The organism is Halomicrobium urmianum, from assembly GCF_020217425.1.
GTDB lineage: Archaea > Halobacteriota > Halobacteria > Halobacteriales > Haloarculaceae > Halomicrobium > Halomicrobium urmianum.
The window spans coordinates 3,302,098-3,325,680 of the sequence record NZ_CP084090.1 but is presented as its reverse complement, the minus strand read 5'-3'; the positions used below and the strand labels follow the sequence as shown (position 1 = coordinate 3,325,680).

Annotated in this window: 35 protein-coding genes; 23 read left to right on the top strand and 12 right to left on the bottom strand. The window is 64.0% G+C overall.

What is annotated here, in order from left to right; genetic code table 11:
* Positions 1-38: 38 nt before the first annotated feature.
* The 5 genes from LCY71_RS16755 to LCY71_RS16735 form a co-directional block, all read right to left on the bottom strand.
* Positions 39-230 carry a hypothetical protein gene (locus LCY71_RS16755; RefSeq protein WP_225334284.1) on the bottom strand — a complete coding sequence of 64 codons (192 nt, stop codon included), beginning with the start codon at positions 228-230 and terminating at the stop codon, positions 39-41.
* 1 nt (position 231) lies between these two features.
* Entirely contained in the window at positions 232-492 is a 261-nt protein-coding gene (locus LCY71_RS16750) for a HalOD1 output domain-containing protein (RefSeq protein WP_225334283.1), read from the bottom strand.
* 108 nt (positions 493-600) lie between these two features.
* Positions 601-1,074 (bottom strand): Lrp/AsnC family transcriptional regulator, encoded by a 474-nt coding sequence (locus LCY71_RS16745; protein WP_225334282.1) that lies wholly within the window; start codon positions 1,072-1,074, stop codon positions 601-603.
* A 195-nt stretch (positions 1,075-1,269) separates the two neighbouring features.
* The gene (locus LCY71_RS16740; protein ID WP_225334281.1) at positions 1,270-1,611 is read right to left on the bottom strand and encodes a DUF7344 domain-containing protein; all 342 of its coding nucleotides are present in this window, start codon (positions 1,609-1,611) and stop codon (positions 1,270-1,272) included.
* Positions 1,612-1,802: 191 nt separating this feature from the next.
* Positions 1,803-2,147 carry a DUF7964 domain-containing protein gene (locus tag LCY71_RS16735; RefSeq protein ID WP_225334280.1) on the bottom strand — a complete coding sequence of 115 codons (345 nt, stop codon included), beginning with the start codon at positions 2,145-2,147 and terminating at the stop codon, positions 1,803-1,805.
* Positions 2,148-2,291: 144 nt separating this feature from the next.
* On the opposite strand from LCY71_RS16735, the gene LCY71_RS16730 reads away from it, so the two are divergent.
* The 6 genes from LCY71_RS16730 (at position 2,292) to LCY71_RS16705 (ending at position 9,801) form a co-directional block, all read left to right on the top strand.
* The gene (locus LCY71_RS16730) at positions 2,292-3,266 is read left to right on the top strand and encodes an ROK family protein (RefSeq protein WP_225334279.1); all 975 of its coding nucleotides are present in this window, start codon (positions 2,292-2,294) and stop codon (positions 3,264-3,266) included.
* Between the two features lie 146 nt (positions 3,267-3,412).
* The gene (locus LCY71_RS16725) at positions 3,413-7,150 is read left to right on the top strand and encodes a hypothetical protein (protein WP_225334278.1); all 3,738 of its coding nucleotides are present in this window, start codon (positions 3,413-3,415) and stop codon (positions 7,148-7,150) included.
* Between the two features lie 207 nt (positions 7,151-7,357).
* Complete coding sequence (locus tag LCY71_RS16720) at positions 7,358-7,549, top strand: hypothetical protein (protein WP_225334277.1); 192 nt, start codon at positions 7,358-7,360, stop codon at positions 7,547-7,549.
* Between the two features lie 42 nt (positions 7,550-7,591).
* Positions 7,592-7,945, top strand: a complete 354-nt coding sequence (locus LCY71_RS16715) for a hypothetical protein (protein ID WP_225334276.1) — start codon at positions 7,592-7,594, stop codon at positions 7,943-7,945.
* A 255-nt stretch (positions 7,946-8,200) separates the two neighbouring features.
* Positions 8,201-8,668: a hypothetical protein gene (locus LCY71_RS16710; RefSeq protein WP_225334275.1), complete on the top strand. Its 468-nt coding sequence runs from the start codon at positions 8,201-8,203 to the stop codon at positions 8,666-8,668.
* Positions 8,669-9,234: 566 nt separating this feature from the next.
* Positions 9,235-9,801: a DUF7344 domain-containing protein gene (locus tag LCY71_RS16705; RefSeq protein ID WP_225334274.1), complete on the top strand. Its 567-nt coding sequence runs from the start codon at positions 9,235-9,237 to the stop codon at positions 9,799-9,801.
* 77 nt (positions 9,802-9,878) lie between these two features.
* On the opposite strand, the gene LCY71_RS21500 is transcribed toward LCY71_RS16705, so the two are convergent.
* Positions 9,879-10,007: a hypothetical protein gene (locus LCY71_RS21500; RefSeq protein ID WP_263654211.1), complete on the bottom strand. Its 129-nt coding sequence runs from the start codon at positions 10,005-10,007 to the stop codon at positions 9,879-9,881.
* A 99-nt stretch (positions 10,008-10,106) separates the two neighbouring features.
* On the opposite strand from LCY71_RS21500, the gene LCY71_RS16700 reads away from it, so the two are divergent.
* Positions 10,107-10,745: a DUF7504 family protein gene (locus LCY71_RS16700; RefSeq protein WP_444542722.1), complete on the top strand. Its 639-nt coding sequence runs from the start codon at positions 10,107-10,109 to the stop codon at positions 10,743-10,745.
* A gap of 182 nt (positions 10,746-10,927) precedes the next feature.
* Here the strand turns inward: LCY71_RS16700 and LCY71_RS16695 are convergent, their stop codons facing one another.
* Both LCY71_RS16695 and LCY71_RS16690 read right to left on the bottom strand, forming a co-directional pair.
* Positions 10,928-11,980 carry a tyrosine-type recombinase/integrase gene (locus LCY71_RS16695; RefSeq protein WP_225334272.1) on the bottom strand — a complete coding sequence of 351 codons (1,053 nt, stop codon included), beginning with the start codon at positions 11,978-11,980 and terminating at the stop codon, positions 10,928-10,930.
* Between the two features lie 97 nt (positions 11,981-12,077).
* On the bottom strand, positions 12,078-12,374 hold the full coding sequence (locus LCY71_RS16690) for a hypothetical protein (RefSeq protein WP_225334271.1): 297 nt from the start codon (positions 12,372-12,374) through the stop codon (positions 12,078-12,080).
* Between the two features lie 347 nt (positions 12,375-12,721).
* On the opposite strand from LCY71_RS16690, the gene LCY71_RS16685 reads away from it, so the two are divergent.
* The gene (locus tag LCY71_RS16685) at positions 12,722-13,057 is read left to right on the top strand and encodes a winged helix-turn-helix domain-containing protein (protein WP_225334270.1); all 336 of its coding nucleotides are present in this window, start codon (positions 12,722-12,724) and stop codon (positions 13,055-13,057) included.
* Between the two features lie 11 nt (positions 13,058-13,068).
* Here LCY71_RS16685 and LCY71_RS16680 read toward each other — a convergent pair whose 3' ends face one another.
* Complete coding sequence (locus LCY71_RS16680; RefSeq protein ID WP_225334269.1) at positions 13,069-13,326, bottom strand: hypothetical protein; 258 nt, start codon at positions 13,324-13,326, stop codon at positions 13,069-13,071.
* 324 nt (positions 13,327-13,650) lie between these two features.
* On the opposite strand from LCY71_RS16680, the gene LCY71_RS16675 reads away from it, so the two are divergent.
* The 9 genes from LCY71_RS16675 to LCY71_RS16635 all read left to right on the top strand — a co-directional run bounded on the left by LCY71_RS16675 (position 13,651) and on the right by LCY71_RS16635 (position 18,296).
* The gene (locus LCY71_RS16675; RefSeq protein ID WP_225334268.1) at positions 13,651-14,136 is read left to right on the top strand and encodes a hypothetical protein; all 486 of its coding nucleotides are present in this window, start codon (positions 13,651-13,653) and stop codon (positions 14,134-14,136) included.
* 174 nt (positions 14,137-14,310) lie between these two features.
* Positions 14,311-14,895, top strand: coding sequence for a site-specific integrase (locus LCY71_RS16670; RefSeq protein ID WP_225334267.1), 585 nt, complete (start codon positions 14,311-14,313; stop codon positions 14,893-14,895).
* Positions 14,896-14,897: 2 nt separating this feature from the next.
* Entirely contained in the window at positions 14,898-15,164 is a 267-nt protein-coding gene (locus LCY71_RS16665) for a hypothetical protein (protein WP_225334266.1), read from the top strand.
* Positions 15,161-15,454, top strand: coding sequence for a hypothetical protein (locus LCY71_RS16660; protein WP_225334265.1), 294 nt, complete (start codon positions 15,161-15,163; stop codon positions 15,452-15,454). The genes LCY71_RS16665 and LCY71_RS16660 overlap by 4 nt, the downstream gene beginning before the upstream one ends.
* A 40-nt stretch (positions 15,455-15,494) precedes the next feature.
* Positions 15,495-15,650 (top strand): hypothetical protein, encoded by a 156-nt coding sequence (locus LCY71_RS16655; protein ID WP_225334264.1) that lies wholly within the window; start codon positions 15,495-15,497, stop codon positions 15,648-15,650.
* Positions 15,651-16,262: 612 nt separating this feature from the next.
* On the top strand, positions 16,263-16,472 hold the full coding sequence (locus LCY71_RS16650) for a hypothetical protein (RefSeq protein ID WP_225334263.1): 210 nt from the start codon (positions 16,263-16,265) through the stop codon (positions 16,470-16,472).
* Between the two features lie 578 nt (positions 16,473-17,050).
* Positions 17,051-17,245 (top strand): hypothetical protein, encoded by a 195-nt coding sequence (locus tag LCY71_RS16645; RefSeq protein WP_225334262.1) that lies wholly within the window; start codon positions 17,051-17,053, stop codon positions 17,243-17,245.
* The gene (locus tag LCY71_RS16640) at positions 17,242-17,499 is read left to right on the top strand and encodes a hypothetical protein (RefSeq protein ID WP_225334261.1); all 258 of its coding nucleotides are present in this window, start codon (positions 17,242-17,244) and stop codon (positions 17,497-17,499) included. Before LCY71_RS16645 ends, LCY71_RS16640 begins: the two co-directional genes overlap by 4 nt.
* Before the next feature lie 578 nt (positions 17,500-18,077).
* Positions 18,078-18,296: a hypothetical protein gene (locus tag LCY71_RS16635; protein WP_225334260.1), complete on the top strand. Its 219-nt coding sequence runs from the start codon at positions 18,078-18,080 to the stop codon at positions 18,294-18,296.
* A gap of 338 nt (positions 18,297-18,634) precedes the next feature.
* On the opposite strand, the gene LCY71_RS16630 is transcribed toward LCY71_RS16635, so the two are convergent.
* The 3 genes from LCY71_RS16630 to LCY71_RS16620 all read right to left on the bottom strand — a co-directional run bounded on the left by LCY71_RS16630 (position 18,635) and on the right by LCY71_RS16620 (position 20,295).
* Positions 18,635-19,489, bottom strand: a complete 855-nt coding sequence (locus tag LCY71_RS16630) for a hypothetical protein (RefSeq protein WP_225334259.1) — start codon at positions 19,487-19,489, stop codon at positions 18,635-18,637.
* Between the two features lie 112 nt (positions 19,490-19,601).
* Entirely contained in the window at positions 19,602-19,865 is a 264-nt protein-coding gene (locus tag LCY71_RS16625; RefSeq protein WP_225334258.1) for a hypothetical protein, read from the bottom strand.
* A 217-nt stretch (positions 19,866-20,082) separates the two neighbouring features.
* Positions 20,083-20,295, bottom strand: coding sequence for a hypothetical protein (locus tag LCY71_RS16620; RefSeq protein WP_225334257.1), 213 nt, complete (start codon positions 20,293-20,295; stop codon positions 20,083-20,085).
* 148 nt (positions 20,296-20,443) lie between these two features.
* On the opposite strand from LCY71_RS16620, the gene LCY71_RS16615 reads away from it, so the two are divergent.
* Genes LCY71_RS16615 through LCY71_RS16595 form a run of 6 tightly spaced genes read left to right on the top strand, consistent with a single transcriptional unit; the run spans position 20,444 to position 23,222 of the window.
* On the top strand, positions 20,444-20,689 hold the full coding sequence (locus LCY71_RS16615) for a hypothetical protein (protein WP_225334256.1): 246 nt from the start codon (positions 20,444-20,446) through the stop codon (positions 20,687-20,689).
* A gap of 15 nt (positions 20,690-20,704) precedes the next feature.
* Positions 20,705-21,451: a hypothetical protein gene (locus LCY71_RS16610; protein ID WP_225334255.1), complete on the top strand. Its 747-nt coding sequence runs from the start codon at positions 20,705-20,707 to the stop codon at positions 21,449-21,451.
* Positions 21,444-22,058 (top strand): hypothetical protein, encoded by a 615-nt coding sequence (locus LCY71_RS16605; RefSeq protein ID WP_225334254.1) that lies wholly within the window; start codon positions 21,444-21,446, stop codon positions 22,056-22,058. Before LCY71_RS16610 ends, LCY71_RS16605 begins: the two co-directional genes overlap by 8 nt.
* Entirely contained in the window at positions 22,058-22,648 is a 591-nt protein-coding gene (locus tag LCY71_RS16600; protein WP_225334253.1) for a hypothetical protein, read from the top strand. The genes LCY71_RS16605 and LCY71_RS16600 overlap by 1 nt, the downstream gene beginning before the upstream one ends.
* Positions 22,645-22,779, top strand: a complete 135-nt coding sequence (locus LCY71_RS21495) for a hypothetical protein (protein WP_263654210.1) — start codon at positions 22,645-22,647, stop codon at positions 22,777-22,779. The genes LCY71_RS16600 and LCY71_RS21495 overlap by 4 nt, the downstream gene beginning before the upstream one ends.
* The gene (locus LCY71_RS16595; RefSeq protein ID WP_225334252.1) at positions 22,770-23,222 is read left to right on the top strand and encodes a hypothetical protein; all 453 of its coding nucleotides are present in this window, start codon (positions 22,770-22,772) and stop codon (positions 23,220-23,222) included. Before LCY71_RS21495 ends, LCY71_RS16595 begins: the two co-directional genes overlap by 10 nt.
* Positions 23,223-23,583: the final 361 nt, after the last annotated feature.

Genomic DNA, 23,583 nt, shown 5'->3' with positions numbered 1-23,583 from the left:
CCAGTCGTGGTCGGGTCGGTCGGTGCGGTCGAACCGGATCAGTCGACGCGGTCGCCGTCGACGGTGCGTCCGTTCCCCACCCCGGACGTCGGCTCCGTCGGCGTTGGGTCGATGCGCCGCAGCACGGCCTCGTGGTCCCGCCGCGCGTGCTCGTTGAACGCCGTCTGGGCCGGATCGAGCTCCCGGAACGTCTCCTCTTCCTCGCAGTGGTGGCAGACGAAGTGATACATCTCACTCCTCCGAACGGTCGCGGATTCGGACGGTGCCGTCCGGGTAGGCCTCGACCTCGTAGCCGGCGTACGCGAAGGAGATCCGGACCAGGGACGAGGACTCCGCGACGAGCCGCTCGAACGCGTCGGGGTCGATGACGTCACCGAGCGGCGGCAGCTCGGTCGGATCGCAGTCGTCGGCCTCGGCGACCGCCCAGAGCACGTCCGCTATCGGCCCGCCCCCGTCGGAAAAGGCCTGCCCGGCAGCAGTTCGGGTATCCATCAAGCCGTCCGATGTATGCTTCAGCAAAAAACACTGTGCCTAAATTATTTTACCGCGTGTATGTGACTTAAGTCAGGTTTGAAATTCAAAACGGAACGCGTCGAGGGATCACTCGTTAGAGACGTCGTCCTCGCCGAAGTGGTTGAACGGGCGGTGGTGGTGAGTCCGGAGGAGTCGTTCGCTCTCGATCCGCAGCCCGAGGTCGTCCAGCGCCTGCGTGACCGCCGTTATCTCGTCGGCGTTGCGCGCGACGGCCAGCGGGTGCAGGTTCCGCCTGGCGCTCAGCATCTCCTCGACGCGGACGACGTTGGAGATCTCGAGCGCCTCCCTGGCCAGTTCCGTCCGGCGGCCGACCGGCGCCGTACAGGCGAACTTCACGCGCATGGGGAACCCGGCTTCCTCGTAGTCGATGACCGGAACGTAGCCCTCGATGACGCCCCTCTCCTCTAGCTTCTCGATCCGATTCCGGACGGTCTGTGCGGACACGGGGAGCGACTCCGCCATGTCGACCGGCGTCTGGTCGCGTGCGTTCGACTGGAGCAGGTGGAGAATCCCGTAGTCGACTTCGTCCAACTCGGCCATATCGGATTTTGATTCAGATAGTGCGTCAAAGGTATTTTGGACCGGCCGGCCGAATCGCGGAAACTGACACGACTCGGGGCGTGCGGCGGGTCACCACACGCCGTCGCGCGGCGTCGGCGACGACTGCCTATAGTAGCAAGCGAAACGATTCACACATCGAAGGGTGCCCGGGCCCCCTTCGAGTGTGTCGTTGCGTCAATTTCTACTGTACTCCTCGGCGAGCAGCGCGTCGACCCGGTCACGCGCAGTGGACAGCCGTTCGCTCGCCCGCTCCGTCCACGCGACGACGTCGTCCGACTGCTCGTAGCGGACCAGTTCGGCCGCCTCCAGAAGCGGCACGTGCGTGTGGTAGAGCGACATGTACACGTCCCGGACGTCCTCGCCCGGGATCGCGGCGACGTCCTCGTCGAACTCGCTCTCGGCCACGAACTCGGCCAGGTCTGGCAGCGGAACGGTGTGGTGTTCCCGGAGGACTGAGAGCACGATGCGCCGTCGCTCGTCGACCAGCGCCCGATAGACGTCGTCCAGACCACCCATTATCGGTCCACAAACCGCTCGTGCGGTTGAACGTTTCGCAACGAGGATGCGTCCGGAAGAACCGCCGTGCGGCGGGTGGCCAGGCCCGCCGCCCCGAAATGGTCGTCCACCGGTGCTACTCCCTGTAGCGTCGACGGTGGTTCCCGCCGGGAGCACGGTGGCTCCGTTCGAGTGTTATCGGTTGACACACTTCAATCTTGCTCCGGATCGTCGACCAGCCCCGCTTCCACCGCAACGGTCTCCTGATCGACGTCCTCCCAGTCGTCGCCGACCCAGTCCCGGAGCCGATCGGTCACGTCGGCGAAGGCGTCGCCCTCGTCGAACGACTCCACGACGACCCAGCGCTCGTCGTCCCTGTCGAACCCCAGGCTGTATCCGCGCTCGTCCCCGACGATCACGACGAACGCCGGCACGATGCCCAGGTCCGGGAAGAAGCCGACCGGGGCCACGCCGATGTCGTCGTGCTGGGCCTCGAGCGCCTTGACTTCCGTCGCCGAGAGGGGTCGCTCCGGCAGCGAGTCGCGAATGGTCGTCATCGACCGCGACTGGGCGGCCGCGCCGGTAATGGCTTTCGAGACGCCCGTACCGGTCCTCAGGGCAGCGGCGTAAGCACCGGCTACCGCGCGCCGTCCGGTGGTAGCCAGCGCGTTTTTAACCGGCGTTCACCCCTCTACTCGGGCATGAATCGCGTCGCCGCGTTCGGCATCGGAAGCACGAACTTCCGTTCCGTCGTCGCCACTCCCGAAGGCGAGTTCCTGACCGACGTCTCCGTCGAGCCCACGCGCCATCGCGAACTCGGCCAGCAGATCGTCGCGGCCGTCGACCGGTTCGAAGACGCCGTCGGCGGCATCGACGCCGTGGGGGTCTCCTGTACCGGCCTGGTCGACGCCGGAGCCGGGACCGTCCACGACGTCGACACGCCCGCGGGCGACGTCGTCTCGACGGTGGAAGTCGGGCCGCCGGTGGCGGCCGCCCACGACCTCCCCGTCGCGCTGGCGAACGACTGCAACGCGGCCGCGCTCGCGGAGTGGCAGTTCGGCGACCCCGGCGGCCACGACTGCGTGGTCCACCTGACGATGGGTACCGGCATCGGCGGCGGCGCCGTCGAAGACGGCCGTCTCCTGCGTGGTGAATCTGACCGCGCCGGCGAGTTCGGACTCATTCCAGTTGCACCCGAGAGCGACCGCGAAAGCACGGGCGTCACGGGCGCCTGGGAGGCCTTCTGCTCCGGGCGCGGCATCGCCGAGTTCGCCCGGGACCTGGCCCGCGATTACGAGGACCACGGCAGCGAGTTCGCCGACGGCGGCTGCACCGCCCAGGACGTGTTCGCCGCGGCGAGGGCCGGCGACCCCCTCGCCGAGGAGTGCCTCGACCGCGTCGACCGATACAACGCGGCCGGGGTAGCGACCGTCTGCAACTCCCTCAATCCCGGCCTCGTCACGCTCGGCGGCGGCGTCGCGCTGAACAACGCCGACCGCGTCGCCGAGGGCATCGACCGCTACCTCGACGACTACCTGTTCGTCGACCGACCCGAGATCCGACCCACGACGCTGGGCGACGACGTCGGCCTCTACGGCGCCGTCGCGACGGCGATGGCCGACACGACCGGACGGGACATCGTCGGCGCGCAGGGGCAGGAGTCCATGACGGACTGATCGGATCGATCCGAACGCGCACCAGCGCCACCGTAGCGCCGTCCCCCGTCCCCGTCCGGAAGCGTGACCGTTCCGTCAGGCTACCGCCCGCTATTCCGGGCTAACCGATCTGTTACAATCAGAGAGGGGGGGTAACAGGGCGGGGTATGAACCAGGCCTTCAGGGCGGCTCGCGCCGTCGGCGTCGTCGCCCTCGTGGTCGCGTGGTCGGTAACAGCCGGTTTCGGACCGGGACTGACCGCAGCCGAACCGATCGAGCACGGACCGGCCCTCGAGGGCGACGCAGCGGCGGACGCGGGGACTGACGCGCCGCCGAAAGGGTTGCTGAACCCATCGAACGCCGCGACGGTCTTCGAGTCCGACAGCGCCGACCGGGACGCCGGGCGGTCCGTCACCACCGGGGACGTGAACGGCGACGGCGTGCGGGACGTGGTGATAGGTGCGCCTGGGGGCGAGCAGGAGTCCGGCGCCGCGTACCTCTTCTACGGCCCGGTCGTCCCCGCGACCGTCTCGCTCGACGAAGCCGACGCTGTCCTCCGCGGCAGCGCCGACGGCGGCCGGGCGGGCCAGTCGGTAGCGAGCGCGGACGTCGACGGCGACGGCCGCGCTGAAGTCGTCGTGGGCACGCCGGGCGACGCCGACGGCGGCGCGAACGCCGGGGCGGCGTACGTCGTCGACGAGTCCCCGACCAGGACCCGCGCGCTCGCCGACGTCGGCGAGAAGGTCGTCGGCGAACCCGGCGACCGACTCGGGGCCGCAGTCGACGCCCGTAGCGTCGAGGACGACGGAGCCACGAGCGTGTTGCTCGGTGCTCCCGGAACGCACGGCGACCGCGGTGCTGCGTTCGCGTTCGCGAGCGCGGCGATCGGCGATCCGGCCTCGACTGCCGACGCCGACGCGACGCTGCGCGGTGAGCGGGCGGGGGACAGGACGGGCGCATCGGTCGCCTGGGCGCGGAACCTCAGCGGCGACGACGCGCCGGCGATGCTCGTCGGAGCGCCCGGCTACGACGGCGACGAGCAGGACGCAGGCGCAGCGTTCGTCGTCGGGGCCCCGTTCGGCGGGGAACGGCCGCTCTCCGACGCCGCCGGGAGCGTGTTCGGGGAGCGCGAGGGTGCCGAACTCGGCGCGGCCGTGAGCGACGCCGGCGACGTCGACGGCGACGGGCGGCACGAACTGCTCGTCGGCGCGCCCGGGACCGACCGCCGCGGGGACGACGCCGGGGCCGCGTACGTGGTCCACGCCGGCGAGGCGCTCGACGGGACGGCGTCGGTCCGGAGCGGTGCGGTCGCCACGATGCACGGCGAGGCTGCCGGCGACCGCCTCGGGGAGTCCGTCGCGGGCGAGGGCGACGTGAACTGCGACGGACGCGCGGACGTCCTCGTCGGCGCACCCCACCGCGAAATCGACGGGACGGCGGCCGGGGCGGCCTACCTGCTGTACGGCGGCTCCGACCGGTCCGGCGTGGCGATGGCGAAGTTCGCCGGGTCTCCGCGGTCCCGGGCGGGGTCCGCGCTGGCAACGGGCGACGTCGCGGGCGACGAGGCCGACGACGTCCTCGTCGGCGCTCCGGGACCGAGCGATCAGTCGAACGAGTCCGGCGTGACCCTGTTCACCGGCGGCTGTGCGGAGCCGGCGGTAGAGCACGGGTCAGACGGCGACGCGTCCGACGCCGAGTCCGACGGCGGCCACGACGGCGTCCGGGGCGGGACTGACGGAGCCGGGGACGACGCCGCGCCCGGCGCGGAACCCGACGACGGAGCTGCCGGGACTCCGTCCGAGGTGGACGGCGGTGACGAGACGTCCGCCGACGAAGCGACTCCAAGCAGCGCGCCGGAGGACGGCGACGACGCCGAGGACGAGACTGATACCGGCGGCGACGAGAGCGAGGACGGTGCAGACGGCGACCGCGGCGACGCTGACGACGGTGATGCCGACGACGGCAGCGAGGGCGGCTCCGGCGACGACGAGGACAACGCTGACGGCGAACGCAGCGACGAAAGAGGCACTGACGACGGCGACGGAGAGGGCTCTAGCGACGAGGACGGCGACGCTGCCGACGGTGGAGACCAGGACTCAGGAGGCGGTGAAGAGGGAGAGCCGGGCGACGGTGACTCCGGCGACGAGATCGACGACGAGGACGAGACTGACGACGGTGACTCCGGCGACGAGACCGATCCCGGCGACGGTGGTGCCGGGGACCCGGACGACGGCGGCGACGAGACCGAAGCGCCCGACGAGCCCGGGCAGCGGCACGGGCAGGGCGTGACGATCGTTCAGGAGCAGTGCCAGAACCAGACGGTCCAGGGGCAGTCCCAGAGCCAGCAGCAGGACGTCTACGTCTCTCAGAACGGAGAGCAGATCGGTGCGGGCGGAACCGTCCAGGGCGGCGTGCAGTCGGTCACCGTCGACCAGACCCAGTGTCAGCGCCAGGGCGGCCAGACCGCGAGTCGGCAGCGACAGCGGCAGTTCCTGCTGATCGAGTTCGTCTACCAGTCTCAGACGCAGGCACCCGGCGCGGACGAGCAGGGGGCCCAGATCGTCACGTCCGACGCGAGCCAGTCGCAGATCGGGAACGACACCGTCCGAGAGCAGGCGCAGGTCCAGGCGTTCGAGGTGACCTTCCTCGGCGTGCAGCGACAGCCGAGCGGCGACGGGACCGGAGAGCAGCGCCAGTCCCAGCGGATCTCGGTGAACCAGGAGCAGGATCAGGAGCAGGCGGAGAGCAGCGCCGACCTGTCCCAGTCGCAGTCGGTCGGCGCGAGCCAGCGGCAGGGACAGAACTGGACCGACGGATCGGTCTCGCAGACGCAGAACGAGAGCGTCGCGGCGACCCAGCGACAGGCGCAGCGCCAGAACGGGACGACGGGCCCGCAGTCCGAGAACCAGTCGATCAGCGTCGATCAGGGGCAGGCCCAGAGGCAGGGCGACGCACAGCGACAGGCGCAGGGCCAGTCGCTCGACGCGAACCAGACCAGTGAGCAGAACGGGACCGAGGGCGTCCGCGTCCAGAACCAGAGCCAGGACGCGGTCCTGGAGCAGGAGCAGTCCCAGACCCAGTCCGCGAACGGGAGCGCGCAGACCCAGAACAGCACCGTCGCCGTGAACCAGACGCAGAACCAGACCGCGACCGGAAACGACGGCGTGCAGGCGCAAAACGAGTCAGTCGCCGGCGAGCAGTGGCAGAACCAGTCCCAGTCAGCGGCGAACGTGACGACGAGCGCGGCGAACGAGTCCGATGGGACTGAAGCGGAGAGCGGAACCGAGACGAACGGGACGCCGGACAACGCGGCGAACACCGCCACGGAGACGGGTTCGACGACAGAGACGGGCACCGCAACTCCGACGGGGACGGGCGCGGCGACCCCGGCGGAGTCGAGCACCGGATCGACCGGCACCGCGATCGGTTCGGCGTCGAACTCGACCGACGGCGATGAGACCGACGCGGCCGACGACGCGGAAACCAGCACACGGGAGACGACCGCAACGGACACCGCTCCGACCGCGACCGACACCGTACCGGTCACGCCGACCACGGATCGGACCGCCGTGACGCCCACCGACGTGGTCGAGCCCGCGCAGACCGAGTCGGCCGTGGCCGGGACGGCTACGGAACCCCCGGCGACCGAGGCCGCCACTGTCGAGGACGGAGACGCGGAACGCACGGACTCGGACGCGACGGCCACGGCGACGGAGTCCGGCGAACCGGACACGTCCGGCCGGGAAACGGAGACAGCGACCGTCACAGCCCCGACGGCGGAGGAAACCGAGGCGGCCACGGTCGCGAACGGGACGACCACCGGACAACCGGGCGCGACGACGGCGGGGTCGTCGCTGAGCGGCCCCGTCACCGCCCTCGCCCGGACTCTGTCGGCCGCACTCTGACGCGCTCGCCGCCGACGTTCGCGACAGTTCGTCCCCGATAACGCCGGCTTAGCGGACGAGGTAACTCCCGTTACCAGGTCCGGTAATGGCTAGTAACCAACTGATGCGCCTCGATAACAATTGGGGGTGGGTTCCACTCCCTCGCTGGTGGTCGTCCACCTAACAATGTCCGATAGAAACGGAACCGGGTTACGGCACGGAACGGTAGTGATAGTCGCGCTCCTCGCGCTCGGGATGATCCTGTCGGGATCGGTCGTCGGGACCAGTTACGCGCAGGTGACGGACGAGTGCGGACAGATACAGGTCACGTCCGGAGCGCAGGACGCGACGCAGAACGCGACCGGCAGCGACGGCATCGATCAGAACCAGACCGCGACAGTCGCCGGCGATCTGAGCTAGGCACAGGACGACGGCGGCGACTGTCAGGGGCAGGTTCAGACGTTGTACTTCCTGCAGAGCCAGGATCAGTGGGCGATAAACAGCACCGACGACGAGCAGGTCCAGGGCGAGGGCGTCCTCGTCTTCTACACGCAGGACCGGCAATCGGCCGGCGACGACGGCGACCAGAGCGCGGCCCAGGCCGGCGACGTCGATCAGGAGCAGGTGCAGGCCGTCGTCTTCGGAACGGGGAGCGAACAGCTCTCCGCGCAGGAGGCCGCGGCGTATCTGGTCCAGTCCCAGTCGTTCGAATCCGGCAACGGTTCCGACCAGATCGCGCTTCAGGGCGGGAACGTCAGCCAGACGGCGGCACAGGTCGCCGTCCTCGGTACCGGGACGTCCCAGTCCGGAGACTAGGGCGTCGAGTCCCGCTTCGGCCAGTCCCAGGACGTTGCGGGCGGCGACGGCAACGGGCAGGTCGCCGAACAGACGGGCGACGACGCCGCCCAGGCGCTGACGCAGGTCGTTATCGAGGGGTCGGACGATGAGCAGGCCGGCGAGCAGAGCGTCCTCGAGCTCCTCGAGCAGTCCCAGGGCGTCGCAGACGGGACCGAGAACCAGCAGGACGCCGAGCAGAACGACAACGACGTCGCGCAGCTACAGACCCAGCTCGTGGTCGTCGGGGCCGGGAACGGTCAGGCCGGCGGGCAGAGCACCGGTCAGGTGTTCGAGCAGTCCCGGAGCGTCGAGAACGGCGACGGCAACGCGCAGTCCGCCGAACAGAACGACGACGACGGCGTGCAGGAGCTGACGCAGGTCGTCCTCACCGGTGCCGGCAACGCCCAGTCGTCGGACCAGAGCGCGAACCAGAGCGCCGAGCAGGAGCAGTCCGTCGCGGACGGCGACGACGACCAGCAGGACGCCGACAGTTCCCAGAGCGCCGGCCAGGAGAACGAACAGGCCGCGTTCGGCGACGATAATCAGCAGGACGCCGCGCAGGACGTCGATCAGGAGAGCAGTCAGGACCAATCGGTCGACGACGGCGACGGCAACCAGCAGGACGCGAACGGCACGCAGGCCGCCGGCCAGGGGAGCGGCCAGACATCGGTCGGCACGGAGAACGAGCAGGACGTCGACTAGGCGGAGAGTCAGGAGCAGTCCGTCGACGAGGGCACCGACACCCAGCAGCGTCCAGCAGGATAGCGAGCAGTCGGCCAGCAACGACGACGCCGACCAGCAGAGCGACCAGGACGCCACCGTCGACCAGGAACAGGACCGGATCATCCGGGGCGGTAGCGGCAACGAGCAGGACGCCGATCAGAGCGCCGACGTCCAGCAGGAGTCCGCCCAGAGCGCGGACGGCGACGAGGGCCAGAGCCAGGTTCAGGGCGCTACCGTCGACCAGCAGCAGGAGCAGGAACTCGACGGCGACGGCATCGACCAGGACCAGAGCCAGTCGACGTCGCTGACGACCAACCAGACGCAGACCTGACGCTCCCGGACGCCGTTTTTTCGATTCGGCCGCGACGGCGCCGCTTCCGTCGGCCAAACGCGACCCTATCAGCGAGTATGGTCATCCAGCGTCGCTACTACGGCGAGCGTTATCGGAACCGCCACACGCGACAGGCCGAGTAGGCGCCGAGAAAGAGGGCCCACGATATCACTGATTTATGTGTAGATGAAACGTCACGTTTCTCCGCCACAGTATGGGAGTCCAGATCGAACTCGACGGGACGGGGCTGGAACAGATTCGGAAAGCCGTCCGCAACATGCGGCGCCGGTACATCCTGTACTACCTCCACCACAGCGGCGGCGCCGCGAGGATCGACGAACTCGTCGACCGGGTCGCCACCTGGGAGCACGGCTCGGCGGCGGGCGACGTCCCCGGTCGGAAGCGGGACTCGGTGTACAGCTCGCTGTACCAGACCCACCTGCCGAAACTGGAGCAGATCGGACTCGTCCGGTACGACGACGACGACAAGACGGTCTCGATCACTGAGGCCGGCGAGCGCGTCACCCTCCGATGCGCGGCGAACGGGGCCCCGGACTGCAAGTACCTGGGACTCATCGTCGGGCTCGACGTCCTCGTGCTGGCGCTGTTCGCCCTCCGACAGCTGGGGTTCCTCGCGACCCAGACGTTCTTCGGCCTGAGCGCGGCGCTGATCGCCGGCCTCTCGCTGGTCGCGCTCCGGCAGCTCCACGTCGTACGGTCGTGGAAGCGCCGGTACTGGCGACGCGGGCCCGACTACATCCTCGACGTCGACGACAACTGAGGTCCCGCGTCGAACGGGTGTCCGCCGGGACCCGTCGCTCGCCCGGCACGCTATCGGCCACTTCCCACGGCCGGCAGTCACTCTTCCGCCAGCTCCGGGACGACGGTGTGGCCCGTCTCGCTACCGTGATCGATGATCACGTCCGCGGGCCGCCGCTCCTCCACGGGCTCGACGACCTCGACGAACGGACAGTCGGTGCACTCCACGCGTACTCGATCCCACCTATGATATGTGATGTTTAGATTAACATTTTGGACAGACGTGTTCTATACCTTTAGTTAAAGAAAACTTCATATCGTTTAGATATGTGTTGTCATCTGATGGGTGGCCGTATGACTTCAATTGGTCAATCGGTAGATCCCGGTGAGAACATTCTCCTCCTCAGTTCGAAATTTGGAGCAGACGACTCGCCGGTTTGCATGGGCCTGCTCACTGTCGAACCGCCGTCCGATGAGGCGGTGCTCTCGGTCACAGTAACGGAATCGACGGACGACCGGATTCGACAGTGGCAACAGCATACCAATTCAGCGCCTGCAGCAGCGACGGCGGTTCAGGTTGACGCGTCGACGCGGTCAGTCTCTCAGCCGGCAACTGATGAGAGCCGTTCGTGCGAGACGATTTCCCGGCGGACCGTCGCTTCCCCGTCTGACCTGACTGGTCTCGGTATCGAGATCATCAACGCAATCGATGAGTTCGCAGACGCGGACGAGGACTGGCAACCCGTCGTCTGCTTCCACTCGTTGACGCCGCTTCTCCAGTACGTATCCAGCGAGGAACTGTTTCAGTTCCTTCATAAGGTGACGTATACGTTTGCCCGGAAGGACGCGATCGCTCATTTTCATATGGACCCGTCGGTCCACGACGAGCAGACAATCGGGACGTTCTTCCACCTCTTCGACAGCGTCATCAGATATGATGACGAATGGGAGATCATTAACAGATAGGGCGGATTTTGAACTGCGAGGACTTCGCTTCGCTCGTCTCGCGTGATCCAAATCCCCCTCTTCCAGTACTCGCAGCTCGCGAGTTTGTTCGCGGCGAGAATATGGGGTCGGAGGGGTATCGGTATTTCGACTTTCCGTCACTTTCTTGTCGATACGACGAGCCGTTCGACTGCCGGTTGGGGTTAGTCCTGATCATCGGGATCGAACTCCAGTCGGTCGACAAACTCCCGACGACGCTGCTCGAGCCGCTCAACGTCGTCGGCCTTGTCGTAGTAGCGACGGAGCGTATCAGGGTCAGAGTTGACGCGCTCCGCCACGGCCTCGTAGGAGAGGCCACTGTTCAGCTGCCAGGTGATGCTGCCCGTACGCACCTGATGGGGAGATCGGGAGGACGGGCAGCTACTGGCAGTGTTGCGCGCGGTCCAGTCGCAAGACCGCGGATCCTCGTCGTGCGGGCACGGAGCAGCCGCGCACGGAATCGTAGCCTGGTAAACCCAGGTCTGGAGCGTCGACGCCGCCGGGCGTCCCTGGCGACCAGACAGTAGCGGATCGCGACCGTGCTCGTCGCGCTTGTCGTAGCGGACGCCCTCCAGGTAAGCGTCGATCACCTCGCACACGGGGTCCGGAACAGCGACTGGACGCTCGCCGTGCTCCTTCTTTTTCAGCGGCGTCGACGGCAACCGGTGGCGGAACCAGAGGATCTGGTCGTCCGACCGGTAGTCGTCGAGATCGAGCGCTCGGAGGGCACCAAGCCGCGCACCCGTGAACCAGGCCAGTTCCAGTGCGACGTGACGCTCGCTGGCGTACTCAGTCGGCGAATCACGGTAGTGCTGGATTAGCCGGAACGCGCGATCGGCGTCGAGGCGGACGTCGGAGGTCTCCTCGCTCTGCTCCAGCTTCGGGATGTTGACCTTGTAGGGCAACATCTCGTCGACGGCCTCGATGCCGGCGGCGTACTCGAGGAAGACCTTGCACGCCGCCATCTGGCCCTTGATCGTCGTTGGAGCGAGGTCCTGCCCCTGCCGGAACAGCTTGAACTGCTCCAGGTGCCAGCCCGAGAGGTCGCCGACGGTCTCGATCGCCTCCTGGTCCTCGGCCCACTCGACGAACTGGCGAAGGCGGGTCTCGTAGTCGCGGAGCGTCTCGTCCGTGTAGTCGAGCTGCTTCGCGTCGAGGAACATCTCGTAGACCTCGCGGACCGACAGCTCACTCGGATCCTCGACGGGCGCACTCAAGCGCGACCACCTCCGCACTTCGACCACCCGCACTCGGGGCAGAACGGGCAGCCGCCCGACGGGTGGATGTGCTCGCTCCCGCAGTCCGGGCACTCGTTCATAGCAGCACCTTTTCGACGAGGTGGCGGGGGATCCACGTGTCAGCAGGCGAGCGCAGGCGAACGCACTCGTCGTAGATCTCGACGTGAACGTCCTCTGACCGTGTCGGAGTCGACGAGTCCCGGTGGTCGTAGTAGTAAACCGTCGCACCGTCCAGTTCTCGGAGGGGCTGGCGCTCGACGTGACCGCCGTCGGTGGCGATCTCCTCGACACGCTCTGGCTCGACGACGCCAGCGCGCACGTAGATGTCTCGCAGGTGGTCGCGATGCTCGTCGGTGTCGGGGAAGTCTGTCATGGTGAGTAGTCGAAGGCTTACTTCTCCGAGCGCGTGCCCGCAAGGCTCAGCGGTGGCGCGCGCGTCGGCATCGATGCCGTCAACAGCCGCTCCACAAACGGGACATAACCCGTAAGTAATCGATGACTGTGAAGCGGCCTTTCGTGGGGTTTGAAGACCCTGGAGTTCTATATTTCGCATCGTTGTAGTCGCGATCAACGCGGCGCCCGTGCTGCCACACGGGCGTCGACTCTTTTCCGCAACGACGCCCCGAGGAGCTCCGCGTCGATCGTAGTGACCCAATCATGGTTCATTGGATATAAATATTGGGCTATCTTTGGACCAAATAGAACCATTATATCAGGATCATGAATGCTATCGAAGACGCTTTTGACTGGCTTTTTGGCCAAGACAGTATGGGCCGTCTCCGGGCAGACTGGATGACTGGGAGTGACGATCGTATTCTGGAGTTCCTCGAAGACACGGGGGCCGGCCACAGTCTGCGCGGGATTGAGAACAACTTCGCGGAGAGGGGCCAGTCCATCTCCTACACTACTCTCAAGAGAAGAATCCCCAAGTTGGAGGAAGCTGGCTTGATCTATGAGATCGAAGGAGAGGGATCTTACTATGCGATTACTGAGAAAGGAGAGGACTATCTCCGCGAGGAGGAGGATCTCCGCGACGAACCCGAGCCTCACGTCTGACTGTCTTCGGATCACGCGGAACCCCTCCCGTCGAGATCGCTGTCGTAGGGGCCAGCGGGCGTGTGGAGCTCGACGTCGTCGCGCTCGTAGAGCCGACCAGTCTTCTGATCTCGGAGTTCGTCGAACGAGGCATCCACTTCAGGAATCCGAGCGCAGGCGGCACACCAGAAGTGGTGGTTCGTCGGCTCCCAGTCGTGGTGGCCGTTCGGACAGGTCCACTGCCACCGATCGTAGTCGTCTTCGAGGTTGATGCGCTCCTTCTGGGACATAGACAGGAGCGACCGAGGATAGCCTATGTAAAAGTGGAAATCCTTGTACGCGTAGTGAAAGTGAAAGTGGTAACCAGACTGGCTTTATCTGTAGATATAAGGTAGAAGAGAAACAGATGGGTGGCATGATCAGATCGATCTGGTACAAGCTTCGGGCGATACTACTTGCCCCGTTATGGTTGATCCGCCATTACGCACTCGCGATTCTCGCATTCCTACTGGTGTTCGGTGCAGTTCTGTACTACCTTGGAGGTCTGTAGGGACTGACCGAGAAGGACGTGGTGCGGAAACTAACTTTATAGAATCTGGTCCCCTTCAGGCAATATGGTCGACGTTGAAGGGACTCTCGCGTATGCTGCTGTCTATCTGATTGGATTTATCATAGCACCATATCTGCATGAGGGCAGTCATTGGGCTGTCGGTAAACTCGGGGATACAGGCCCGGAAGTCGACTGGCGGATCGCAAGAGGGCTTGTGCCGCAGGCTGTTCGCCATAAAAGAATAGAGACGATTGACGGCGCGATAATACGGCTTTCTGGTCTGTCTATATTCCTTTGGCTACCCCCATGGATTCTTTCGCTGGGAATCTTAGCTGTAGAGATCAACCCGCTGACGGTTCTGATTGTATTACTACCGTTTCTCGTAGTTTTTGGAATGGCGACAGAGAGTGATGTACTTGCAGTTCGCAGTCCTGAAAAGTATCGAGAACGCTCAATAGACGACGAACTTCCCGCGGATCCCGTGTTTAGTGTTAAAGTAGTGTTTGGCGTTCTACTGGTCAGTATGGTGTACGTGATGCTTCTGCACTAACTGAGTCACCTATCCGTAGTACTGTCCGTCTATCATCCTTCTCGGCCGAGTTTCGTTCCTCAATCTCCGTCTGAACCGCCTATCGGCGCTCACGAGTTAGCTTTGAATGGGGCTTTATGACCGATTTGCCGCCCATATCTGGTAGACCGGCTATCAGAAATGCAACTTGAACCGATGCCAGAAAGCGACGAGTATCGATGCTGGTTGTCGCAGAACGAGCAGGAGGAACTGATCGATCACCTGTCGGAGAAGCCTCAGCGCCAGCTGGCCGTGCGCGGGATGCTCCACGGGCTCCGGTCGGACGAACTCCAGTGGGTACGAACGGACAGCATCCGCCGGCTCGACACGGAGCCCGAGGCGTACAAGCTGCGCGTCCGCGGCGGCAAGACCGGGTACCGCGAGGCGCCGGTCTCGACGAAGATGAAGGAGCAGATGGTGATGCTCAAAAACGCTCGCGGGATCCGGAAGGACGACGAACTGATCCAAGCGACGGGTCGGACCGTTCGCCGCTGGGTCAGTCGGGCCGGCGAGGAGCTGGCAGAGAAGCTCGAGGACGACGACTGGTGCCACGTTTCTCCGCACGATCTCCGGCGCACCTGGGCGACGACGACGTACTACGCACTCGACTCGCACTACGCCGTCGATTGCATCATGCGCTGGGGAGGCTGGTCTGATCGAGACACGTTCGTGAACAACTATCTGGGCCGTGAGACGGACGAACTCGCGGTCGAGATGATGGACGAAGCCAACCTCAGATAGACATGTCCGAGAAAGCACCAAATCTGACGGAGGACAACGACGACGTGCAAGATCCCGAGTGGGAGGTCGGAATCAGAGCGTACGGCCCCGACGACGAGCCCGGCGAAGCTCGCTGGGAACACTACCACCCGCGGGCCTCCGACGAGGAGACAGCCGAAGAGAAGGCCGTCGAGATGGCCAAGCGCGGCATCGACTCTATCATCGGCATCAGCGACTCCTACGAGGTCTATCAAGTCGCTGGCCCGTTCGACGTGGAGGACTCAGCATGAGCTTCAGCGAGCAAGAACTTCGGCGGAAAGAGCGGCTGACGGTCGTACAGGATGGCGAAGAGACCGAGGTCTTCAACTGGGTCAACGTCAACCAGCCGGCGATCGTTCGGGGCCACAACCCGGTCGTGGACACGTACGACGCCCAGATCGGGGCTGGCGATAGCTCGATGCACCCCGACGCGGTGACGCACTGGGTCGCCGAGGAGCTGCGCGACGAGTTCAATATCGATCCGGAGGACCACGACATCGAGGTCATCGACCCGACTGACGAGGAGGTCGGTGTCCTATGACGGGTGCCGACTCAGCACCAAACCGGGACGGTGGTGACCGATGAACGCGAACCAATACGACTGGAACGTCCAGGTCCACCTCGGCGGTGTCACGTTCGAGGGGCCGGGTATGGAAACCAGGGCGGAAGCCGAGGCAATCAAAGGAATCGTCGAAGAGAGTAGCGAGGTTGACGAGGTCGAGGTGTTCCGTCAATGAGCGGCACTGGCTCCACGATCCCCGCCTGTCCGGAGTGCAAACTCGTGCTACAGGAGACGGACGACGGGCTCGCTTGCCCGGAATGTGGCCGTTCATTCCAGCCGGAAATGGACCGTCCCGACTCCGGGCCTTCCCGGACACAGGAGAACGAACAATGAGCTTAGGCAACGACCCGCGGAAAGTCTCGCGAGAAGAACCGGAGCCGAAAGAATGCCGCTACTGCGACGGACGCACCTACGACCCGAAGCGCGTCTGTCCCGACTGTCGCTACGAGGGAGCTGGCCTATGAACCTGATAGAGTACCTCAAAGAGAACAACGACCTCCGCGGCGTCTATCACGTCGACTGCGGCGAGTGCGGCGCTGACGCCCATATCGTCGGGGCGAACCGCTTCAAGGAGAGCCACGACGACGCGACGTTCTGCCTGCCCGTACTGCGGCGCGGAGGCGGACGACGAGACGGTCCTACTGATCGACGAGCACGAACAGGCGGAGAAGTTCGACCCGAACTACGAGCCATGAACACTACTCCGAACGCCTACGAACAGGCGAAGGAAACGCGCGCGCGACGACCTCGATCGCCAGGAGCTGGCGAACATGGTCTACGACCTCCCGTGCGTTATCGAGCTCCTCGTCGACGGCGAGGACGAGGACTGGCGACCGACGACTATCACGGTCGGGTCGAGGACGACGCAGGTCGCGGGACCGAGGACGTCGCAACGATCATGCGGCGGGCCGGGTGGGCGTTCTCCGGCGCGACGTTCTCCCCCTACAACCGACTCCGCTTCGAGGAGCGCGAGGGTGGGACCGGTCCCACGCAATGAATCGGTTGGTTGGTACCGATGAGTGAGGCCAAAGCAGACGAAAATGTCGGCACGATCGCGGAGCCCGCCGAGCCCCTCGTCGGTCGACGACCTTGAGCTCGTGCGCGAGCGAGAGAAGGCACCGATCAATGAGTTTCTGGAACAGCGCCATCCGCTCGGCGGTGTCCCCGGCTGGAAAGCGTGCTTCTCCGCTCGGTATCGCGGTAGCATCGTCGCCGTGGTGTGTCGTCGGTCGCCCGGTCGCTCGCATGGCGGACGACGGGACGGAGTTGAGCATCACGCGCTACTGTCGCCGCGACGACCGCGCCCGGCGAACACGGGCTCGTGGCTCATCGCCCGCGCCCGCGATTGGGCTCGCTGGAGGGCTTCGATACGTTTAGCGCCAATTCAGGCGTCGCCGGGAACTACGGAACAGTCTACGAGGCAGCGGGTTTCGAGTGTACCCAAGTGAGGCAGGCGGACGGTTCCGGCTGGCTCTCCCCACGGCGAGGACCGCGACACGTGGGAGGACTACGAGAGGCGGAAATGGGTGTATCAGCTCAGGCCCGACAACACTCCCGTTCCGGACGGTGATAGCGATGAGTAACCCGCCGCGCTGCGGAAACTGCGGTCGCTTCGGCGGCGTTCGCTACGAGTGGCGCGGCCCGTCCTACTGCGAGGTGTTCCACTGCGACAACTGCGGCCCGAAGGGGTACGAGTACGACCCGTGGGCCGAGGCAATCGCCGAGATGGACGACGACGAGATTCACGAGATGCTGGAGGGATCGGCATGACGACCGTACTGGAAAAGGACCTCTACGAGTTTTCGCTCCACGAGCGGACTGTCGAGTGCGAGGAGTGCGGCGCGGAGGTCGAGCAGGACCCGGAGAGCGACGAGATGGAGGAACCGCACTGGCGGCGGGAGGAAAGATACGAACCGTTCAACGACGTGTTTCACGCGCTCTGTGATAGCTGCTACGCGGAGGAAGTGAGCGCGATAATCGAGGGGTCCGAGAACGGCGGAGGGTCGGACGGGGGTGAGCAGTAGTGCCGCCGGACCGGATCGGCGAGCGTGCGCAGTGCGAGTGTGGCTCTCGGACGTGGGTACTCATGGAGAGTGCCAGCGGCGGACTCACCGCCCGGTGCGTCCACTGCGAGCGGATGGGTATCGGCACGTCAGACGACTGGACAGCGGAGGATTTCGTGGAGGTTCCAGAGTATGAACGATAGCACTCCGAAAGCAGACGATCGCGTAGATTCGCTCCACCGGCTACAAGAGAGCGCAGTGTCCCTGAGCATCGCCGGGGTTGTCGCTTCAGCACTTGAGAGGCCGTGGGAAAACAAGGCGGAATATCCGTCTCTGTACCCGGCGTACTCACATAAAGTATCGGAGGGCTGCGAACGATGACCGGAACTATGCCCAAATCAGACGGTGTTAGCCCACCCAACATGGCTGCCGCCACTCGGATAATGACGCTAGCCCTGGTCTTTCACCTCTGGATGGGTTGAGATGGGCTACTTCGAGCGGGGTGGTAAGTTGGCTGGGGTAATGATGATCGCCGCGTTGCTGGTAATGATGGCGCCGGCTATTGAGGTAACCGTAAAGCGACTCTGGAGGGTGTTCGAATGACCGGAACAAACAGCGAAGCGGACTGGCTTCAGCGCATCAGGATTGCTTTCCGACTAACACCGGTTGCGTTGATGGTTGCGACGATGTACGTGGTCGCCGTTGCGCCGGTCAGCATCTTCCGAGACGAGGCCGATCGTCCGCTCGACTACCTGGCCGGTGTAGTCGGCATGATGTTCTGGGCGGTGGCTGCGGCGATGCTGCTGGGTGAGATATGACCATCGTGGGCCGCACGCGAATCACCCGGACTGATGCAACGCTGGCGGCCTCGAGGCTAATCACAGCGGAGTTCTCGTGAGACTGTTCTGGATAGTTGCACTTGCTACCAGCTACGGGTGCAGTCCTCGGAGTGGAGATCGTCACCAGCGTCAAAATCGGCCCTGTTCTGGATCCGTCGACGACGATCGTCGTTGACAGCGAGCTCGAAGGAGAACAGTCGGGATCAGCGGGTTCTCTTCGCCGATCAACTCGACCCGGGGTCGCGCGCGCCCGCGCGGGCAACGCTCACGCGCAAATATAATGGAAAACTGAGTATGGTGTGTGCGTTGCGGGCGCGCTATGCGCTCGCCACTTCGTCTGGAATCTCGACATCGGGATCCTTCGCCAGGACCTTCTTGACCTTCTTCGCCTTTCTGGCGCTCAACTCGTATTCGAATTCGATGAGATCCGGGTCGATGTAGGGCTGCTTGTTTCCTGGGTTGATTGAGATGAAGTCCTGTATTCCAGTGTCCTTGATGTCCGAGACGACGTCTTTCAGACTGTGCGATGAGTCTTCGACATCCCCGTCGTCATCGCTGCTGTCGATCCGGTCGATCTTATGCTGCTTGTCGAGTTCCCTAAACGACTTCCAGAGGTCTGTTCCTTCCAGATCTGGGAACTTGTCCTTCATGTCGGCAGCGGGCCAGGAGCCCGTTTCGTTCCGCTTGTCAATCGACTCTCGACTATATCCGCGAACAGCACCTCGTGATGGGATATAGAACGCGTACTTCGCCCTCCGCTCTTGAAGCATCGTAGGAACAATTTCCCAGTCTTGAAAACCGAGAAAATAGACGTTATTCTTCATCCTGACGTCCAACAGGTCCTTTTCCAGATTCTTCTGATCTGGGTCCATTGCATCCTTCTTATACATCACCCGAGCAGCGTCCATACTGCAAATCGCCGATTCTTCAGGGCGGTTTGACAGCGCCTGCTTGAATTCGTCCCGGCCACCCCAGACGATCGTGTCGAGTACGGATTCTGGCGTAGGCTCGACACCACGTACCTGCTGATATATCCAGATTGATTGGAGGATAAATGTCGACTTACCCATCCCCTCGTCACCGATAATCGGAATGACTGCATCGAAGTCTTCCGTGATTTTGTCTCGATACAACCGTTCGTAGTACCGTCGAGTAGGTTCTAAGGGCTTCATGGTTACATCCTTATGCCGGAGTTACTGACGCGACTATGCTGGAACAGGATAGCGAGGAGCAGGACGTGGCCGACGGCGACGTATCCAACAGCGATGGTCAACAGGAACCACGTCATTCGAACATGTCCTTGACTGATTCGTCGATGGGATCGAGCGCTTCTTCCTGCTTCTCGCTCCGGCCGGCAGCGAGGTAGCCAAGCTCGAGCCCAGCCGTGTTGAGGTCCTGGACGAACTGCTCGAGCCAGTCGGGACACTTGCGATGGAGCTGGACGCGCCGAAGCTCCTCAAGATAACCCCGCTCGACGTCGTCGGCACTACCCTCCCATCGACTGAGAATCTCGTCGTACTCCTTGACCGACTCGCGATCGCGTTCCATATGCTGCTTGAGCAGTATTGCCGGGGCAAGCATCTGGGATCCGGCCCGTGATGCGAGTTCGGCACTGACACGGGCGTCCTCAACGTGCGCTCGCTGAAGTGTGGCCCAGGCGTCGGTCGCGTCTTGTATCGACTCAGCAATCCGCCGACTGACGGATTGGTAGTCACTATATCCCTGCCAGCGCGTGCTCACTCCGCGTTCCTGATCGTCGCTCATGCTACTCATGAGGATGGACTTCGAGGAAGGCCGGGCCGTCGTCAGGGTTCACGAACTCGACGGAGACCTTCGTTCCCTTCTCGTTGGGAAACGGTTCGGGGTCAAGATTTGAGGATATCGTCAACCGCGTGTTGTCCTCGTCGCCGGTAAGTTTGAACGATCCAACAATCTTCCGCTCTGGTCCAGTTTGCTGGCGGCGGTGTGATGTCGCCATATGTCTAATCGTCTAGGAAGCGATTAAAAAACCACCAGCAAAGCATAGCTAATCGGTTAATCGGCAATAGAACACCTATCAATTCCCCGAACTAATTATATGTTAAGACCTCGCTGTGGTGAGTAGGTGGTGACGAAAAATACCCCACATGTTTAACAAACTAAGCAAGCTGACCCCGGACGACGACCGCGCACAGGGTAACCTCACAAGCCTCATCATCGGTGTTCTGATCAGCGCAATCGTCGTCATTCAGGTGTTCATCCCGACCGTCAACGATGCGGTTGCGTCCTCGAACGCAAGCGGGACGACGCAGACGATCCTCGAGCTGCTGCCGCTCTTCGGCGCGCTGCTCGTGATGATCGCGCTGGCCGCACCGCTCATGCGCCGCATCTAACGGGGTCACATCATCATGGCAACGAATGTAGCTCGTGTCGCGATCGTTGCGGTGATAGCCGTCGTTTTAGTGAGTCCATTCATCAGCGTCGTCGACTCGAACGTTGGCGAGCAGAGTGTCGCCAACGAGTCAGTGACGGCTGACGTCGGCAACTACGTCGAACTCGACGGCTACCAGCTGGTCGACGGCTCGGTAACCGTCGAAGCAGAAGATGGGACCTCGTACTCCGAGGGATCGGACTACGAAGTGGACTACGAATCGGGCGAGTTGCAGGCCCTCAGCGGCGGTAACATCTCCGACGGAGAGACGGTCTACACCAGTTACGACTACGAGAGCACCAGCGGAACGACGACGACGATCGCGGGACTGCTCCCGCTGTTCCTCGCACTGCTCATCTCTGGTCGTGCTGGCGAGAGCCGTGATGGACCGGATGTAGTCCCCCATCCCCAGAATTCCATGCTTTTAGTACCCGCAGTTACGATAACGCTGGTCGGCTTCGTCGTCTGGGGAGCCGGCTATATCTTCAACCTGAATGGTCTCGCGTCGATCGGTGCCGTGCTGGTCGTGGCAGTCGGCGCGATGGTGATGACTGAAGGCCTCGAGCAGCGCGACGGCAAGGTCGAGGAGCAAGTCGACTCGAACACGACGGAGATCTCGTACCAGACGTCCGAGATCGACTTCATCGGCAGCTTCAGCCTCGGATTCGTCTGGATGCTGCTCGGTGGCGTTTTAGTTATGCGAGGTGTCGATCCAGATGCCTAACAGACAGCCAAACCTCAACGAGACGGCAGACGACGGTCGCCCGCGCGACGGTCTGGACGTGTACGGCAAAGCAATCGACTCGTCGGAGGTCGACGAGTTCCTCGACGATAACAACCTCGGCCTGGGCTACTACGAGGACGGCGAGCGCTGGCAGCAGGTCGAGTCCTACCGCTACGGAATGTTCGGAGCGTCGGCGTTCGGCGACCGCATCATCGACCGTGCGGTGGAGGAAACCAAGCGCAAGCTCGCCCTGGAAGGCGAGGCGTTCTACGACGAGCGAGCAGAGACGCCGCGTGCGATCGAGGGCTGGGAAGATCTCGACGAAGACGACCGCGAGGAGAAGGATCGACGCCGGTTCATCGAGCGCAAGGGCGAGGAGATCTGGAAGGCCCTATCCGACGAACAGCGCCGAGAGGCGCTGGAGACGGCGACGGGCGTCGATCAGCGCTGGACGCCTCCCCACTGGCGAATGGTCGCGGTGCGGCACGAGACGTCGCGATCGCGCGGCGCTCGCCTGCTGGACAACCTGTTCGGGCGCGAGTCGGTAAAGCGGATCATGGACGAAACGGAGGACAAGGGCCGCTCGCTCCTCCGGAGGGATAAGTGATGGCGACCGAAGCAACAGACGGCTCTGACGTCGGTCCTGATCTCCCCGAAGACGTGACGCCAGCCGTCGACGAGGATCCAGACGAGGATCCTGACGTTGTTACACTCGACCCGCCGCGACTCAAGTCTCGGCTGGGGACGTTCGGAAAGGTCTGGAAACAGTACAAGCATCAGAGGAAGCTCCAGAAACTGGCTGGGAAGGGCTACGTACGCTGGTATCTCGTCGAGGACTCGTTCCCGTCGCCGAAGTTCGTCAAGCCCGAGAAGAAGGGCGGCGGCGTCAGGGAACTCGAGCACAACGGCCAGCGCTACCTGTTCCCCAGGGAGGCGTTCCTGCCAGATCGATCGACCGGGATGTGGACCGTCGTCCACAAGTCCGGGGAGCTGGATCCGATCCCACTCCACGACCCGACCGAGTACGCCCTCTCCGCAGACCAGGCCGAAGAGTGGCTCAACATGCGCGTCACGAGCAAGGCTCCGTCCCTGTTCGACCGGATCGACATGGACAAGTCCGACGTGATGACCTACCTCATCGCCGGGATCATCGCGCTGGCAGTCCTCCAGGGGATGTTCGGCGGTGGTCTGCCATGAGCACCAGACGTTCCGAGTACTCCGTAATCCAGAAGCGTGGGCAGTACGGCAAGGAGGAGATCGTCTCGGCGGACAGCCTCGAGGAACTCCGCGAGAAGATCGAGGCCATGGGAGGTGAATCATGGGACTGAGAGAGAAGCTCCGTAACGCTGCCGGTCACGGGCGCGACGCCGCGAGTCGTGCCGGCAACCAGGCACGACGGCAGCTGTCCGATCTCGAACTCAGGCAGATGGCCGCGGAGCTAGACAGTGGCTCGGGAGGTCGGTCTGATCCTCCCGAGGACGAGGCCGAGCGGATGTTCGCCCGTGCGGAAGAGAACGCCTCAACGGCCGCACCGGTCGACGCGACACTGGTCCCTGGACGACCCGAACAGGTCGAGCACCTGGCCGCCGGGAACGGCGGTGACGGTGAAATGGAGTCGTTCGTTCACAGCGACGGGCCGGGATTCGAAGCGACCAGCGATGACAACGACCTGGACATGGAATCGTTCGTCGTCAGCGGGGGCGACGACGATCGCGAGGACAGCGACGACCCGATGACGTTCGACTCACCGTTCTGGGGAGGTGACGAGTGATGGTTGCTGGAGACGAGGACGGTGACGGGATGGTTGACAATCCCGGATTCTTGTCGGGTCATGAAGACGAATCGTCTGAGAGCGGATCTGGCTCGACCAGCAGCGGCCCTGACGATGGCAATGGGTCGACCACCGATAGCAGCCCGGCTCCGTCGCCCTCGCAATCACGTGGAGCACCAATGCCGACTGATCCCATCGACCGATCGACGCAGGACTCGTCTCGGAACGACAGCGTCGGAAACGAGGATAGCGGGGGATCCAACGGCGGTAGCAGCTCGGAACCATCACCCTCACAGTCTCGCGGAGCACCGACGCCGTCCGATCCAGTCGACCGGTCGACACAGGACTCGTCTCGAAACGA

What these genes read in the sequence shown, in the direction of transcription:
- LCY71_RS16755 (WP_225334284.1), bottom strand. Translation starts at nt 230, where the DNA reads ATGTATCACTTCGTCTGCCACCACTGCGAGGAAGAGGAGACGTTCCGG.
- LCY71_RS16750 (WP_225334283.1), bottom strand. Translation starts at nt 492, where the DNA reads ATGGATACCCGAACTGCTGCCGGGCAGGCCTTTTCCGACGGGGGCGGG.
- LCY71_RS16745 (WP_225334282.1), bottom strand. Translation starts at nt 1,074, where the DNA reads ATGGCCGAGTTGGACGAAGTCGACTACGGGATTCTCCACCTGCTCCAG.
- LCY71_RS16740 (WP_225334281.1), bottom strand. Translation starts at nt 1,611, where the DNA reads ATGGGTGGTCTGGACGACGTCTATCGGGCGCTGGTCGACGAGCGACGG.
- LCY71_RS16735 (WP_225334280.1), bottom strand. Translation starts at nt 2,147, where the DNA reads ATGACGACCATTCGCGACTCGCTGCCGGAGCGACCCCTCTCGGCGACG.
- LCY71_RS16730 (WP_225334279.1), top strand. Translation starts at nt 2,292, where the DNA reads ATGAATCGCGTCGCCGCGTTCGGCATCGGAAGCACGAACTTCCGTTCC.
- LCY71_RS16725 (WP_225334278.1), top strand. Translation starts at nt 3,413, where the DNA reads ATGAACCAGGCCTTCAGGGCGGCTCGCGCCGTCGGCGTCGTCGCCCTC.
- LCY71_RS16705 (WP_225334274.1), top strand. Translation starts at nt 9,235, where the DNA reads ATGGGAGTCCAGATCGAACTCGACGGGACGGGGCTGGAACAGATTCGG.
- LCY71_RS16700 (WP_444542722.1), top strand. Translation starts at nt 10,107, where the DNA reads ATGTGTTGTCATCTGATGGGTGGCCGTATGACTTCAATTGGTCAATCG.
- LCY71_RS16690 (WP_225334271.1), bottom strand. Translation starts at nt 12,374, where the DNA reads ATGACAGACTTCCCCGACACCGACGAGCATCGCGACCACCTGCGAGAC.
- LCY71_RS16685 (WP_225334270.1), top strand. Translation starts at nt 12,722, where the DNA reads ATGAATGCTATCGAAGACGCTTTTGACTGGCTTTTTGGCCAAGACAGT.
- LCY71_RS16680 (WP_225334269.1), bottom strand. Translation starts at nt 13,326, where the DNA reads ATGTCCCAGAAGGAGCGCATCAACCTCGAAGACGACTACGATCGGTGG.
- LCY71_RS16675 (WP_225334268.1), top strand. Translation starts at nt 13,651, where the DNA reads ATGGTCGACGTTGAAGGGACTCTCGCGTATGCTGCTGTCTATCTGATT.
- LCY71_RS16670 (WP_225334267.1), top strand. Translation starts at nt 14,311, where the DNA reads ATGCCAGAAAGCGACGAGTATCGATGCTGGTTGTCGCAGAACGAGCAG.
- LCY71_RS16665 (WP_225334266.1), top strand. Translation starts at nt 14,898, where the DNA reads ATGTCCGAGAAAGCACCAAATCTGACGGAGGACAACGACGACGTGCAA.
- LCY71_RS16660 (WP_225334265.1), top strand. Translation starts at nt 15,161, where the DNA reads ATGAGCTTCAGCGAGCAAGAACTTCGGCGGAAAGAGCGGCTGACGGTC.
- LCY71_RS16655 (WP_225334264.1), top strand. Translation starts at nt 15,495, where the DNA reads ATGAACGCGAACCAATACGACTGGAACGTCCAGGTCCACCTCGGCGGT.
- LCY71_RS16645 (WP_225334262.1), top strand. Translation starts at nt 17,051, where the DNA reads ATGAGTAACCCGCCGCGCTGCGGAAACTGCGGTCGCTTCGGCGGCGTT.
- LCY71_RS16640 (WP_225334261.1), top strand. Translation starts at nt 17,242, where the DNA reads ATGACGACCGTACTGGAAAAGGACCTCTACGAGTTTTCGCTCCACGAG.
- LCY71_RS16635 (WP_225334260.1), top strand. Translation starts at nt 18,078, where the DNA reads ATGACCGGAACAAACAGCGAAGCGGACTGGCTTCAGCGCATCAGGATT.
- LCY71_RS16630 (WP_225334259.1), bottom strand. Translation starts at nt 19,489, where the DNA reads ATGAAGCCCTTAGAACCTACTCGACGGTACTACGAACGGTTGTATCGA.
- LCY71_RS16625 (WP_225334258.1), bottom strand. Translation starts at nt 19,865, where the DNA reads ATGGAACGCGATCGCGAGTCGGTCAAGGAGTACGACGAGATTCTCAGT.
- LCY71_RS16620 (WP_225334257.1), bottom strand. Translation starts at nt 20,295, where the DNA reads ATGGCGACATCACACCGCCGCCAGCAAACTGGACCAGAGCGGAAGATT.
- LCY71_RS16615 (WP_225334256.1), top strand. Translation starts at nt 20,444, where the DNA reads ATGTTTAACAAACTAAGCAAGCTGACCCCGGACGACGACCGCGCACAG.
- LCY71_RS16610 (WP_225334255.1), top strand. Translation starts at nt 20,705, where the DNA reads ATGGCAACGAATGTAGCTCGTGTCGCGATCGTTGCGGTGATAGCCGTC.
- LCY71_RS16605 (WP_225334254.1), top strand. Translation starts at nt 21,444, where the DNA reads ATGCCTAACAGACAGCCAAACCTCAACGAGACGGCAGACGACGGTCGC.
- LCY71_RS16600 (WP_225334253.1), top strand. Translation starts at nt 22,058, where the DNA reads ATGGCGACCGAAGCAACAGACGGCTCTGACGTCGGTCCTGATCTCCCC.
- LCY71_RS21495 (WP_263654210.1), top strand. Translation starts at nt 22,645, where the DNA reads ATGAGCACCAGACGTTCCGAGTACTCCGTAATCCAGAAGCGTGGGCAG.
- LCY71_RS16595 (WP_225334252.1), top strand. Translation starts at nt 22,770, where the DNA reads ATGGGACTGAGAGAGAAGCTCCGTAACGCTGCCGGTCACGGGCGCGAC.